Genomic DNA, 13933 nt, shown 5'->3' with positions numbered 1-13933 from the left:
GTTTGCTGGCAGAACATCGTCCTGATTACAGGATGGTGAACGGCATGATGATGTGGAACTTGACGTCATGTTCGGAGCTGAACATGTTCGGGTAGTACCAGCTGCCCTTGTCGTCCTGTTCGTTGTTGTAATCGGTGTAGTGCAGCTTGAACAGAGTGCCCTTCAGCTTGCCGTCCTGCACCGTGTACATGACGTCGAAGTTGAAGGCCCACTCTTTGCCCGGCTCCAGGGTGCCATCGCCGTTGTTGGCATCCCAACCGTAGGCACCGGAGACACCGGCGGTCCAGCCTGGAGCACCGACCAGATCATCCAGCGTGCGGCTGGTGCCGAAGAACACGGCCTTCTCTTCGTTATGGTTCCAGTCTGAGCGGGAATCCCACCAGATCTCGTTCGCACCCTGGGAGTTGCCGTAGCCGCGGGTCAGACGGGGCAGGTAGTTGCCCAGATCCCCTTCGGCCTTGGTGTACAGCCCTTCCAGGCGGAAGGAGTAAGGACCGGCGCCCCAGCTGGCGGTCATGGCTTGTTGCCAGGCCAGGCCGTCATAGTCTTCGTTCTCGGTGTCGGAACCGTAGAACTGGTAGCTGGTGTTCAGGCCACCCAGTACGTCAAACTTGTGGGCCAGCTTGAAGTGGTAGCTGTCCATGTAGCCTTCGGCCTGACCGAAGGCGCCGGTGACGGCAGTGCCATTGTCGAAGGTGTAGCGGGCCGCCAGACCGTGGATGTAGTCGATCTGGTTCTCATCGGAGAAGGGGTCGCTGGCATAAGGGTTGCTCTTGGAGAAGCCGGCGGTGTTTTTGAACCAGGGCGCCTTGTATTCGTCGGCGATGGCGTAGGTCAGGTAGAGCTTGCCGAAGTTACCCTCGATCTGGCCACCACGGTAGGTACCGGGTTGATAGGACCAGTTGACGCCCAGGATCCCAGGCACATACAGCTGGGTGTAACCGCCTTTTGCAGTCACGGCGCCATCCATGAACTTGAGTTTCAGGGCGGCGGTGGAGAGGCTGAAGCCATTCTCGGGAACACCGTCACCACCTGAACCCCACTGGTCGCCCCAGAAGGAGAATTCGTTCTCTTCGTTGACCGGGTTGCTCTCGTCAACGGCCAGGTCATAGGCACCGAAACCGCCCACATCCAGACCCACCATGTCCCAGGCATAACCGGAGTTGTAGTTCAGGGCGGCTTGGGTGGTGGCATGGCTCAGGTTGGAGTGGTACTTGCCATCCTGACCGGGACCGGCCTGGACGCGATCACGCTCACGCTGGAAGTAGAACAGGCCGCCGGTCAGCTTGCCTTCATCAAGGAAGGCCTCGTAGGATTTGCCGTATTCCGGGCTCATCATGTCCTGGGCGGCCAATGCCATTCCGGGGGCGAGCAGCGCCGTAACCACAGCGGCACTCAACGCGGCGCGCTTGAAGATCACTTTTTCCATTTTGTATTGCTCCTGATTTTATGGACTTAGCTTTTTTGTCCGGCAGTCAGGCAAAGGCCCGCCGCTCGGTAATGGCATTGCAATCAAAACCCCGTAGGGCAAAAAAGAAATACTTGTCTATGTGTGCCGCCATTCCCGGGTGCCTTGGCGCCTCTCGGTGAAGGGCAGTCTGTTCTTTACAGTCTTTATTTTTTGAGTACCGACCCTTGGCGATCGGACACCACCAAGAGTACGTTCGCGGTGCGAAATATCAACGGAAAGTTCCCTCGAAGTTTCAAAAATATGACCGAGTGCAAATAATCATGATTCTTGATGTGGGCTCTCGCAGCCCGCCTGTATCGGCGATGGCAGCGTTTTCAGGTGGAATTCTTCGCCACAGCGGGCGGATCTCGCACAGGATGTGGAACTTTCGCCGTTAACCTGATGGCAACAGATAATTTTGTGTCACAAAAAAAGATAGGTGCTCCGTGGGAGAGCATGGTTTCTCGATGGTGGGACCCGATTTGACCCAGATACGCAGAGGATCCACCGGGTCGAGGGATGGATAAGCAGCGAGGGTTGCGTCGAGGGAGGATCAGAGCTGACCCGGGATACGGGGATCTGCCCGGTCAGGAGATGGATAAGCAGCGACGGTTGCGTCGAGGGAGGATCTGGTTTGACCCGGGGATCCGCCGGGTCAAAGGGGGGATGAGCAGTAGATCAGACCTGACCCAGGATACGGGGGATCTGCTGGGCCTGGTGGTGGATATGTTTTGAGACCTGGACCGAGAGCTGGCTGCCCTGATGGGCATGCTGGCTGATGCGACCGATCAGGGTGGCGAAGCTGGCCAGTCGGTGCTCCTGACTCCTCGCGTTGTCGGCTCCCTGCAGGGCGATGACGGCGGTGCTGCGGGCCATCTCCCGCACCGTCTGGGTGGTCTGGCGCAACTGTTCGGCCTGTTGGCGCTGCCCGGCGGCCTCTGCCGTGATGCGGGTCAGCACGGTGGCGAGCTGATCTCCAGCCTGGGTGAGGCTGGCGAGAATTTCGGTGATCTGGCCGAGGGATCGCTGGGTATCGGCTGACAGATGCCGCACCTCGTCGGCGACGACGGCGAAGCCACGACCCTGCTCGCCGGCCCGGGCCGCCTCGATGGCGGCATTGAGGGCCAGCAGGTTGGTCTGTTGGGCGATGTGGCCGATGACGTCGACAATGGCGGTGACATCCTCCACCGAACGTTTGAGCTGTGCCAGGGCCGTGCTGCTCTCGTCGATGGCGAGACCGGTCTGGGCGGTGGCGGCCAGCATGCCGCCCACCAGCTGCTCGCTCTGGCTCATGGAGTGCTCGTTATGCTGGGCGTGCTGGGCGATGTCGGCGGCGACCTGATGCACCTCGCTGGCCAGCTGATTCAGCTCCTGCATCATCTGATCGCTCTCATCGACCACCTGCTCGGTGGTGCGGGTGCTGTGATGGATCTCCTGCACCTGCTGCACCATCTGCTGCAGGCTCGAGGAGACGCTGGAGAGCTGGCCCGCCTTCTGTTGCTGATCCTGTTGCAGGCGGAGGATGAGGCGGTTGTAACTCGCGACTATGTCGGCGAGCTCGTTGCGCTCGGACCCTGCCGGCAACAGCTGGGCCTGACCCGTGGCATCGAGTTGTGCGAAGGCGCCGCGCAGTTGCAACAGCGGCTTGACCAGCCAACGCCGCTGCACCAGCGCAAACAGCAGGGCGACGATCACCAGACAGAGCGCCAGGGAGCCGAGAATGGTGGCGAGCTCCTTGTTCACATTCTGACGCGCGCTGGCGAGTTGTTCCCCTAGCCGCTCACTTGCCTGCAGCAATTGCGCTATGTCCTGCTGCACCATCTGTCGAGCCGCCTGCTGCTGTTGCAGCGCCTTTCGGCTGTTGTCCAGCTCCTGGGGGTAGCGTTTGAGCAAGGAGACCAGCTCGCTGCGCGGCTGCTCGCCGAGCTCCTTGCGTTCCGGTTCGCCCAGGGTGAAGTCGGCGGCGGGGGCCTCTTCAAATATCCCGAGTGCTGGCAATGCCGCCAGCTTGTCCGCCTGTTTCTGCAGGGCCGCCAGTTCGAATTGCAAACCTTCCAGCAGCTTGGGGCTGGCCTGCTCCATGTAGTTCTGGCGTAGATGGCCGAGCCCTGGCAAGGTCGCCAGCATGTCGGCGGCGCCCAGACGGTACTGATCGGCATTCACCGGATCCGTTCCCGTCGCCCCCTGCTGGCCGTAGCGCAGCAGCGCCCTGGCATGGGCGGTCAGCTCGTTCTCGGCATTTTGCAGCAACCACTGGCTGTTGCCGGAGAGCTTGCCCGCCGCCAGATAATCGCTGTCGATACGCTCACCCATCTGCTCGAGCAGGGTGCGCAGCGAGGCACTCGGTGACGCCTCCTGCTGCTCCAGCTGGTCGATAGCCTGCTTGCGGATCCCCTGTGCTTCGGCCAGACGCAGGGGATCGCCGCTGCCGAGGTAGTCGCGAAGCGCCCCCTGCAGCGGGCCGTTCAGCCGCTGTTGCAGGCGTTCGTGTTGACGCTGGGTCTGCTCCGCCTGATCCAGTTGCTGCCAGCCATGAAACAGGGCGGCGGCCTGGATACCTGCGACCAGCAGCAAAACCAGGGAGGAGAGGGCGGCATAGTGGGCAATCTTCACATCATCATTCCTGCTTGAACCACGCAATGGGCTGGAGCTTAAGCGGGAGTGATGGCGTTTTTATGACAGCGGCGGGCTCGTCTTGCGTGCCTTGGAGGGACGTACCAGCAAGCCAAGCAGGGCGCCACCCATGATGAGCGCCCCCGCCAGCAGGTGGCGCGGGGTGAGCTGCTCGCCGTTGAGCCAGACCAGCAGCAGGGTACTCAGCAGCGGGGTCAGGTAGGCGAGCGCGCCGATGCGGCGCGGATCCCCGTCCCGCAGTGCCAGATACCAGGTGACGAAGGCCGCCCCCATGGGACCGAGCGCCAGCCCCGCGATGAGGAGCCAGTCCGCCTGCGGGATCCGGGCGAGGGGCAGCGGCCCTTCCAGCCCCCAGGCGAGCAGCAGCGCCAGCAGCCCTGCGGGCAGGCAGGCGGCGGCCGTGACCACGGCGGGAGCGGGGGGCAGGCGACGGGAGAGCACCGAGTAGGCCCCCCAGATGATGGCCGCGCCCAATGCCAGCAGGTAGCCGGGCAGATAGGCCTGCTGCAATTGCAGTTCGCCGTCGACCATCACCAGCACGGATCCGGCGAGGCCCAGTGCCCCGGCCAGCAGGTGATGCAGGTGCAGCGGGTGGTTTGGCAGCAGCAGCGGGGTGAACAGAATGATGCACAGCGGCCACAGATAGTTGATGAGGTTCGCCTCCAGCACGGGGGCGTGGCGAAAGCTCATGAACAGCAGCAGGTGATAGAGCAGCAGGGCCGTGATGGTCACCAGCCAGGTGACGGGGCGGGCCCGCCACTGACGCCAGAACGGCAGGGCACCGGCACCGCAGAAGAACAGCACCAGCCCCACCAGCACCAGCGGCGAGACGCTGGTGATCCGGGAGGTGAGCGCCGCGAGCGAGGCCCACAGCAAGATGGTGAGCAGGGCCAGACCGGTGGACTTGTCCCACCAGGAAACAGCAGACATCCAACACTCCTTTGCAAGATGAACAAAAACGAGGGCCAGTCTATCAGACTGGTCCTCGTGCGGCAGTGAGTACTGGTACTTCTTTGCCCGGCGCGGGACGGGGGATGAGTGCTGTCGCTCCCCGGGAGGATTGTCCGAGCCGCCGCAGGGGGTCGACTACTTATTATCCGAAAGGTTGGTGGATTTCTGGATCACTTCCCCCGCCTTCTCCACATCCCTGCCCATGCCATGGATGGTGTTGCACCCCAGCAGCAACAGGCAGGCACCCAGCATCAACAGGTCTCGTAATCTGTTCATCATCCTTTCTCCTATGGCGGCATTGTCCATGATTCATGTTCCCGTCAGGGGGTCAGCTTGAGCAGGCGTCCGTTACCGGCATCGGTCAACAGGTAGAGGGCACCGTCCGGTCCCTCCTTGACGGTGCGGATCCGCTCTCCCTGCTCGGTCAGCAGCCGCTCCTCAGACACAATCTTGTCCCCTGCCAGCCGCAGATGCAACAGGGCCTGGCCGCGCAGGGCGCCGACGAACAGATCCCCCCGCCATGCCTTGAACAGCTGGCCCCGATAAAATGTCATGCCCGAGGGGGCGATGGAGGGCACCCAGATCCACAGCGGTGGTGTCATGCCCGGCGCCGCCGTGCCCGAGCCAATCTTGCCGCCCCCGTACTCCTCGCCGAAGGTCACCCTGGGCCAGCCGTAGTTGTGCCCTGGCAGGATGAGGTTGACCTCGTCTCCGCCCTGGGGGCCGTGCTCGTGGGCCCAGAATTGCTGGCTAACCGGGCGCAGCGCCGCCCCCTGCATGTTGCGGTGACCCAGGCTCCAGATCTCGGGCAGAGCCCCGGCGGTCCCGACGAAAGGATTGTCGGTGGGGATCCGGCCATCCTTGTGCAGGCGCACCGTCTTGCCGAGGTGGTTGTCGAGGGTCTGGGCCCGCTCCCGCTCGGTGAAGCGATCCCCCAGGGTGATGTAGAGGTAGCCGTCATCGGTCAGCAGCAGACGGGAGCCGAAGTGGGCGCCGCCGGCGACCTTGGGTTGCTGGCGAAACAGCAGTTGCCAGTCGACCAGGCTGTCTTTCTGCAGTCGGGCCCTGGCCACCGCGGTGCCGGCTACCCCGTCGCCGGGCTCGCTGTAGCTCAGGTAGATCCAGCCTTCCTTGTCCAGGGCGAGATCGAGCAGGCCGCCCTGGCCCGCGTTGGCGATGGGGGGCAGACCCGAGACCGGGTGACGCTGGCCCTTGGCATCGATGCGCAGCAGGCGGCCGGGGCGCTCGCTGATCAGTAGCTCCCCCCCGGGCAGGAAGGCCAGCCCCCAGGGGTGGGCCAGCCCGTCCACCAGCGGCACCAGGGTCAGCGCCCGTACCGGGCTCACCAGGAAGATCAGCAGCAGTGCAAGCAGTCGCAACAAGGGACTTCTCCTCTCTCGAATGGGACCTGGGTGCCGGGCGGGCCAGCGGGGATGGTCGCTGAAGTATAGGGAGGTTGCAAAGAGTCGGAGACGGATGGCCATGTCTGCTGGCGCAGCGTCCCGTGTTTCGTTGTGGCGGCTCCTGCGGCGCGCCCGTCACCTATCTCGAGGCATTCAGCCCGGCGCAAGGCGGGGCGCGTACACTTCATGGTATGACGAGACATAGTCGGCACGCCCAGGCGAGCGGCTATGGCCGTCGGTTGGCAACGGCCTCTTTGAGCGCCGGTTGCAACATCAGGGCCTGCTCAGGCCAGCGATCATGGAGGATAAGATGTCATCACCCGCGTCGGCGCCAAGGCGCTCCCTGTCCGACCTGCTGGCCGGCGTCACCGCGTCGGCGGTCGTGCTGCCCAAGGCCATGGCCTATGCCACCGTGGCCGGTCTGCCGGTGGCGATCGGTCTCTACACCGCCTTCGTTCCCATGTTGCTCTACGCCCTGTTGGGCTCCTCCCGGGTGCTCAGCGTCAGCTCCACCAGCACCCTGGCGATCCTGACCGCGACCCAGCTCGGGGTGGTGGTGCCGGATGGCGATCCCGGCCAGCTGCTCATTGTGACGGCCACCCTGACCCTGCTGGTGGGGGCCATGCTGATGCTGGCGGCGGTGCTGCGGCTCGGCTTCGTGGCGAACTTCATCTCCCTGCCGGTGCTGGTGGGGTTCAAGAGCGGCATAGGGCTGGTAATCATCCTCGATCAGCTGCCCAAGTTGTTCGGGGTGCACATCCAGAAGGAGAACTTCTTCATGGATCTCTACCACCTGGGGCAGGCGTTGCCCGAGACCTCCTGGCTGACGCTGGGGGTCGCCCTCGTCACCCTGGTGGTACTGGTGTTCATGGAGTGGCGTTTCCCGCACTCCCCGGCTCCCTTGCTGGGGGTCGGCATCGGCATCGCGCTGGTGTGGGGCTGGGGTCTGAACGAGGCAGGGGTCGCCATCGTCGGGGCCATTCCCACCGGCCTGCCCAGCCTGACGATGCCGGATCTGGAGCTGGTGCTGCAGCTGCTGCCGGGGGCGGCGGGGATCGCGCTGATGAGCTTCACCGAGACCATAGCCGCCGGCCGGGCCTTCGTGGGGGAGGGGGAGCCCGAGATCAATCCGAACCGCGAGCTGGTGGCCACCGGGCTGGCCAACCTGGGCGGCGCCTTCTGCGGCAGCATGCCGGCGGGGGGCGGCACCTCCCAGACCGCGGTGGTCCGCTCGGTCGGGGGTCTGAGCCAGTGGGCCTCCGCCGTCACGGCCGCGATGGCGCTGGCCACCATGATCTTCCTCGCCCCCCTGCTGTCCTGGTTGCCGAACGCCACCCTGGCGGTGGTGGTCATCGTCTACTCGGTGGGCCTCATTCAGCCGGGAGAGTTTCGCAAGATAGGGCAGATCCGCATGATGGAGTTCCGCTGGGCCGCCATCGCCTGCCTGGGGGTGCTGCTGTTTGGCACCCTGCAGGGGATAGTGGTGGCGATCCTGGCCTCCCTGCTGGGGCTCGCCAGCCAGACGGCGCAGCCCCAGGTCTATGTGATTGGCCGCAAGCCGGGGGAGGATGTGCTGCGCCCGCTCGCCGAGCGCCACCCCGATGACGAGACGATCCCGGGCCTGCTGATCCTGCGGCCGGAGGGGCGCCTGTTCTTCATCAATGTGCAGTATGTGGCCGCCCAGATCCGCCAACTGATCGAGACCCACCAGCCCGAGGTGGTGGTGCTGGACATGAGCCGGGTGCAGGATGTGGAGTACTCGGCGCTGATGATGCTGATGGAGGGGGAGCAGCATGCGCGTGCCAGGGGGGTCAACCTCTGGCTGGCCGGGCTCAATCCCGGGGTGCTGGAGAACGTGCGCCGCTGCGGTCTGGCCAGTCAGCTGGGTGCCAGTCGCATGCTGTTCAATGCCAGGGCGGCGATCCGTCAATATCAGCAGGGCAAGGGGTGAGCCTGGGGCTCGCCCCTTGCGGCTGATCAGAAGGGTTCAGGGATGAAGCGGAACGGATGGTCGGTGGGTTTGACCTTGCCGACCTTGCGCTTGGGCAGCTTGACCGGCTCGGCCGGCAGCTCCTCGTAGGGGATGTGGCTCAGCAGGTGGGAGATGATGTTGAGCCGCACCCGCTTCTTGTCCTCGGAGCGGGCCACGAACCAGGGGGCCCAGGTGGTGTCGGTGGCGGCAAACATGGCATCCCGCGCCTGGGTGTACTCATCCCAGCGATCGAATGACTTGATGTCCATCGGCGAGAGTTTCCAGGTCTTGCGACCATCGTCGATGCGATCCCGCAACCGGCGCTCCTGCTCCTCCGGGCTCACTTCCAGCCAGTATTTCAGCAGGATGATGCCCGAATCGACCATGGACCACTCCATCTGCGGCGCGCTGGCCAGGAACTTGTCGCTCGCCTCCGGCGTGCAGAAGCCCATGATCCGCTCCACCCCGGCCCGGTTGTACCAGCTGCGATCGAAGATGACGACCTCGCCGGCGGCGGGCAGATGGGGGACATAGCGTTGGACATAGAGCTGGCTCTTCTCCCGCTCGGTGGGGGCAGGCAGCGCTATGACCCTGAACACCCGCGGGCTGACCCGCTCGGTGATGGCCTTGATGGTGCCGCCCTTGCCGGCGCCGTCGCGTCCCTCGAAGACGATGCACACCTTGAGCCCCTTGTGCACCACCCACTGCTGCAGCTTCACCAGCTCCACGTGCAGGCGCCGTAGCTCCTTCTCGTACTCCTTGGTGCCGAGCGGCTTGTGCTCGGGCGCCTCTGTGACTTGTTCTACCTTGGCTTTCTTCTTGTTACCCATGATGTCCTTCTCTTGTCTCAAACTGGTGGAGAGCGGCCGTCACCCTTGACGGTTACTCCTAGAGTGTACATGACGACACTTTTGATAACAGTCGGAGCACAAATAGGAGAGGGAGTGGGATCACAGATTGCCGTGTGAGTCACATGAGACGAATGGATGAGGTAGGGGAAGTGCCAGAGGCTGGACTCTCTGGTGTGCCACCAGAGGTGGATAGCACAAGGGGTTGGTATCATGATGATGCCAACCCCTTGTCTTGTATGGTGTTCCCGACTGGAGTCGAACCAGTGGCCTGTCCCTTAGGAGGGGACCGCTCTATCCAACTGAGCTACGGGAACCTTGTGGCGGGCATTATACAAGAAGCCGCCGCCTTTTAAACCCTTGATTCCTATTCCAATACGGCCAGATCGCCGACTTGGACGTTAAATGGCGAATATTTGTTCTGACTGCTGATGACGGCGCCATCCTCGAATACCTGCACGACCTCGAACAGGCCATCGGCCGGGTTGCGCATCACGCGGGACTTGCCATAGGGATCGACGAAGTCGGCGCTGTGCTGAACGCGGAACTGATCCCCGAGTTTGACGCCGTTGCGCCTTCCTAAGTTGATGTGAGGGCCGCGCTCGTGCTGACCGACGATGCGGGCGGTGACCTGGGCACAGCCCAGCTCGGCGATGATATCCTGGGCCGCCTCCTGCAACTGGTAGTTCACCTCCTGGCCATAGCTCGACTGCCAGAACTGGCCGCTGTTGCTGCCCACCTGCTCCCGCTTGGAGAAGGTCCAGTTGGCGCGTCCCTGATACTCCTTGCGGCCGAGCAGGCTGCCGTTGATGCCGTCAAACAGGTAGAGCTGCATGCGAAAATTGCGGATGGGATCCCGGTACCAGCTGGTCAGCTGATTGCCCTGGGGCTCGAGGGAGAGATCGTCGATGCTGCCGAGCACCAGATACTGGCTGTCGGTGCGCAGGCTCAGGGCCTTGATCTCTTCGAGGGCGCTGCGGTCCCCCTGTTGCAGATGGAGCGGGTCGATGCGCAGGTTCTCATCCAGCCACTGGCGGGCGAGCACCCCTTGCGGCGCCTTGGCCAGGGTCTCGAACAGGCGGCGGGAGAGATCGGCCGACATGTCGTCGAGGGCGCCTGTGCTCGCCTGATCCGGGTAGCGCATCCGTAAGCGGACCAGCGTCAAATCCTTGGCGTACTGCTGGGTCTGGCAGATCTGGCGCTGCGCCAGGATGTCGGCCTGCACAGTGATGTACATGCGGCCGTTGCGTACCTCCTCCCGCTTGAGCCGATACTGGCGGATGTCGCCCCCTGAGCGGATCTGGATCTGCTCGGAGCGCAGGCTGCCGTTCTCCAGACGCTGGATGCTGGAGACGGCCGCGCCGCTCGCCAGCAGGGCCTGGCGCAGCGCATCCCGGGTCGCCTGCTCGCGGGCATAGGCCTCGTCGCCACCGAGGATGGCGGCACTGCCCTGGGCCTCGATGAGCTCGGCCCGGGCCGACAGGCTGACCAGCAGCAGGGTTAACAGCAGCGGAACTTTCATAACGGACACCTTGAATAAACAAACGTCAGCGACCGGCTGTCGAGATGACGGCCCGGGCCGGGACTGAACATGAACACTTGCCGGTTTGCACCCTTGGTGCAAATAAAAGCAAGATCCATGCCTCATTACCAGCGGTAGAGGTGCCGGGATACGGGGAGCGCCGGTGGATTCCCTGTTCGGGATGGACGGCGGCAGGATCCTGTCTCGCTGCCAGCCTTGCGCATGGCAGCCTGTCGTGCGTCGCCGCGTTGGCTACGGATGAAGGACGGCGAGATCCTCAGTGCATTCCCGCCTCAAGTGTTGGCCGTCTCGACCGATAACAAGTCAGGTGTAGATACAGGACAGGTATCCATGAACAGATTTATCACGGCGCTGGCGCTGGCGCTGGCGTTGGCTGGCTGCGGGGCCGCCGATCCCATCAACCGGGATCAAGGGGATCCTCGTCAGGCGGCGAAGGGGATGGAGCTCAACTGGCTGGTGGCGCGCATGACCGATCAGCTGATGGAGCGCAAGTCCCTCACCACCCTGGTCGAGCCCATCGCGGTGGCCTCCTTCGTCGATCTCGATACCCTCAAGGACACCAACTGGATGGGGCTGCAGATCGAGGAGAGCTTCATCTATGAGCTCAACCGGCGCGGGGAAGTGGTGGTGGACTTCAAGACCACGGGCAACATTCAGGTGACGCCGCAGGGCGACTTCGTGATGAGCCGCAACTACCGGGATCTCTCCCCCCGTTTGCCCATCTCCCGCATCCTGACCGGCACCTTCAGCCGCAACCAGCAGGGGATCCTGGTCAACGCCCGCATCATCGACTTGCGGACCAAGATGGTGGAGACCACGGCCCAGAGCCTGATCCCGCAACAATACCTGTCCGGCGCCAGCAACTCGTTTGGCCGGGCATCGGTCAATCGGGGCTACCTGATGCGGGGCGGCCAGAGCCCGTCCGGCCATCTGGTCAACCTGACCCCCTGACAAGGAGCAATAGATGAAAATCCTACTGAGTTGCCTGATGGCAATGCTATTGACTGCCTGCAGCGCAAATCGGGTCGTGAATTACGACGGTGGGGGCAAACCGGATGACTTCCCGGTGCTCAAGGCGGTCGGCTACGCGGTGATCGACATCCAGCCGGGGCCGTCCCAGTCGGAGAAGATGCTGCAGGCCATTCGTGCCTCCAAGATGGATGCCTACCGGGAACTGGCGGAGCAGCTCAACGGCCAGCAGGTGAGCGGTCGCAGCAGCTACAAGGACTTGACCCAGACCACCAACACCCTGGATGTGTCGGTGGCTGGCATGGTGCGCGGCGCCCGTGTGGTGGCGACCTATCCCCGTGGCAACACCTATGCCACCGAGCTCGAGCTCGATACCCGCAACCTCTATCACCTCAACCAGCTGATGGCCGGCCAGTTCTAGCGCCGGAAGCGGGACTCCATCCTCTATCACCATGGCTGGCAAGTTATGAGCCAGCCGACAGGGGTAACAAAAAGGCGAGCCATGGGCTCGCCTTTTTGTTGTTCGGGGGCCGGGTCTGCTGGGGGCAGGACCGGGGTTGGCGCCCCGTCAGCTTGAGTCTGGGGCCGGGTTGGCGGCCTGCATCGTATACATAGAGTGAATGATAGAGGCTTATCGTTCAGTTATTCCGAACGCTCAGTCGGGGGGACTGGGGTGGCTGATGGCGGTAAATGTGGCTGTGGCGCCTCCAGCGGGGGTTGGGAGGCAGAAAAGAGAGAGGCGAGCCTGATGCTCGCCTCTTGCCGTTCGGGGCGGCTTAGCTGCCCATCAGCACCGGCGGCACCGTGGTCGGTTTGACGTCTTCGCTCGGGTAGCAGCCCAGTACCTTGACGTAGCGGGTGATCTTGGTCAGCTCCAGCAGGGCGGCCTGCATCTGCGGGGTCTGCAGGTTGGCGGACACATCCAGATAGAACATCTCCTCCCAGGGGTTGCCCTGCACCGGCCGGGACTCCAGCTTGGTCATGTTGATGTCGTGGCTGCGCAGTACCAGCAGGGCCTCCACCAGGGAGCCGGGGCGCTGGGAGGTGGACATGATGAGGGTGGTCTTGGCCGGGATCTGCGGCGCCACGTCGATGGGCTTGCGGGCCACCACGATGAAGCGGCTGTAGTTCTCCTTCTGGTTCGCGAGCTGCTCGGCCAGCACGTCCAGTCCATAGAGCTCGCCGCCCGCGGCGCTGCCGATGGCGGCCGCCTCCGGGCTCCCCAGCTCCTTGACCTTCATCATGGCGCTGGAGGAGGAGTCGCAGATCTCGTGGCGCGCCCCTTCCAGCTTGCTCAGGTAGTGGGAGCACTGCTGGAACACCTGGGGATGGGCGTAGAAGGTCTTGATGCGGGCGAGATCGGTCGGCACCGCGGTCAGGATGCAGTGCTCTATGGGGTAGGTCAGCTCACCGACGATGGAGAGGGTGGTGTGCTGCATCACGTCGTACACCTCGTTGATGGAGCCCGAGCTGGTGTTCTCGATGGGCAGCACCCCGAAGGCGGCGCGGCCCGATTCCACCGTATCCAGCACTTCGCGGAAGTTCTGACAGTTCACCTCGATCACCTGATCCTTGTAGCGGGCCAGATACTTGCGGGCCGCCAGGCTGGAGTAGGAACCGCGCGGCCCCAGGTAGGCGACGCTGGTCATGGGCTCCTGCTGCTCGGGGTTGAGCAGGCTCTGCAGATAGGCCTGCTGGGAGAGCACGGAATCTTCGATGATGGTGTGGTAGATACGGGTGATGTACTGGGCATCCAGGGCGAGGGGGCGCCCTTTCTGGATCAGGGCGACCAGCAGGTCCTGCTCGCGCTGGGTATCGCGGATGGGGCGCGGGTTGGCCTGCTTGGCACGGGCGACCTCGATGCTGAGGGTCTTGCGCTTGGCCAGCAGGGCGAGCAGCTCCTCATCCAACTGGGTAATGTCCTGTCTGATCTCGTCGAGCGTAGCCATTGTGGTTCCCTATCCAAGTATTCTGTGGTGGTGAATGCAAAAAAAAGCCTCCGCTAGGGGAGGCTCGATTCGTCTTTGTTTTCTGTTCATGCGACGACAGGGCCTTCCCTCATGTGGGCCGGATAAACGAGAAAACGAAGAAGAATGGTGCGTACATGGGCTTGTCCTTGAGGTAACGCCATAAGCATTAAGGGATTTAGGCGTTCGATGCAAG

At 63.4% G+C, this 13933-nt stretch carries 11 protein-coding genes, 1 tRNA gene and 1 other annotated feature; of the genes, 3 read left to right on the top strand and 9 right to left on the bottom strand.

The window, feature by feature from the left end; all coding sequences use genetic code 11:
* Positions 1–25 precede the first annotated feature (25 nt).
* From MM194_RS04615 to MM194_RS04595, 5 genes are all read right to left on the bottom strand, one after another.
* Positions 26–1429: an OprD family outer membrane porin gene (locus tag MM194_RS04615; RefSeq protein WP_033130182.1), complete on the bottom strand. Its 1404-nt coding sequence runs from the start codon at positions 1427–1429 to the stop codon at positions 26–28.
* Positions 1430–2128: 699 nt separating this feature from the next.
* A complete protein-coding gene (locus tag MM194_RS04610) occupies positions 2129–4063 on the bottom strand; it encodes a methyl-accepting chemotaxis protein (protein WP_033130183.1) in 1935 nt (644 codons plus the stop codon).
* A 60-nt stretch (positions 4064–4123) separates the two neighbouring features.
* A complete protein-coding gene (locus MM194_RS04605) occupies positions 4124–5014 on the bottom strand; it encodes a DMT family transporter (protein WP_033130184.1) in 891 nt (296 codons plus the stop codon).
* A 156-nt stretch (positions 5015–5170) separates the two neighbouring features.
* Positions 5171–5311 carry an entericidin A/B family lipoprotein gene (locus MM194_RS04600; protein WP_081966086.1) on the bottom strand — a complete coding sequence of 47 codons (141 nt, stop codon included), beginning with the start codon at positions 5309–5311 and terminating at the stop codon, positions 5171–5173.
* A gap of 44 nt (positions 5312–5355) precedes the next feature.
* Positions 5356–6417, bottom strand: coding sequence for a PQQ-dependent sugar dehydrogenase (locus MM194_RS04595; protein WP_241342817.1), 1062 nt, complete (start codon positions 6415–6417; stop codon positions 5356–5358).
* 331 nt (positions 6418–6748) lie between these two features.
* On the opposite strand from MM194_RS04595, the gene MM194_RS04590 reads away from it, so the two are divergent.
* Positions 6749–8389 carry a SulP family inorganic anion transporter gene (locus MM194_RS04590; RefSeq protein WP_081966082.1) on the top strand — a complete coding sequence of 547 codons (1641 nt, stop codon included), beginning with the start codon at positions 6749–6751 and terminating at the stop codon, positions 8387–8389.
* 26 nt (positions 8390–8415) lie between these two features.
* Here MM194_RS04590 and ppk2 read toward each other — a convergent pair whose 3' ends face one another.
* The 3 genes from ppk2 to MM194_RS04575 form a co-directional block, all read right to left on the bottom strand.
* Positions 8416–9240 carry a polyphosphate kinase 2 gene (ppk2, locus tag MM194_RS04585; RefSeq protein ID WP_241342815.1) on the bottom strand — a complete coding sequence of 275 codons (825 nt, stop codon included), beginning with the start codon at positions 9238–9240 and terminating at the stop codon, positions 8416–8418.
* A gap of 258 nt (positions 9241–9498) precedes the next feature.
* Positions 9499–9575: transfer RNA gene (locus MM194_RS04580), tRNA-Arg, on the bottom strand.
* A gap of 50 nt (positions 9576–9625) precedes the next feature.
* Positions 9626–10780: a flagellar assembly protein FlgT gene (locus tag MM194_RS04575; protein WP_241342813.1), complete on the bottom strand. Its 1155-nt coding sequence runs from the start codon at positions 10778–10780 to the stop codon at positions 9626–9628.
* A gap of 351 nt (positions 10781–11131) precedes the next feature.
* On the opposite strand from MM194_RS04575, the gene MM194_RS04570 reads away from it, so the two are divergent.
* Entirely contained in the window at positions 11132–11752 is a 621-nt protein-coding gene (locus tag MM194_RS04570) for a FlgO family outer membrane protein (RefSeq protein WP_033130194.1), read from the top strand.
* A 13-nt stretch (positions 11753–11765) separates the two neighbouring features.
* Positions 11766–12191 (top strand): LPP20 family lipoprotein, encoded by a 426-nt coding sequence (locus MM194_RS04565; RefSeq protein WP_241342812.1) that lies wholly within the window; start codon positions 11766–11768, stop codon positions 12189–12191.
* A gap of 355 nt (positions 12192–12546) precedes the next feature.
* On the opposite strand, the gene pheA is transcribed toward MM194_RS04565, so the two are convergent.
* Complete coding sequence (gene pheA, locus MM194_RS04560; protein WP_033130196.1) at positions 12547–13719, bottom strand: prephenate dehydratase; 1173 nt, start codon at positions 13717–13719, stop codon at positions 12547–12549.
* Between the two features lie 38 nt (positions 13720–13757).
* Positions 13758–13880, bottom strand: a sequence feature (Phe leader region).
* Positions 13881–13933: the final 53 nt, after the last annotated feature.

Origin of the sequence: Aeromonas sp. MR16, from assembly GCF_022549315.1 — a bacterium.
GTDB lineage: Bacteria > Pseudomonadota > Gammaproteobacteria > Enterobacterales > Aeromonadaceae > Aeromonas > Aeromonas aquatica.
This window is presented reverse-complemented; position numbering and strand designations above follow the sequence as displayed.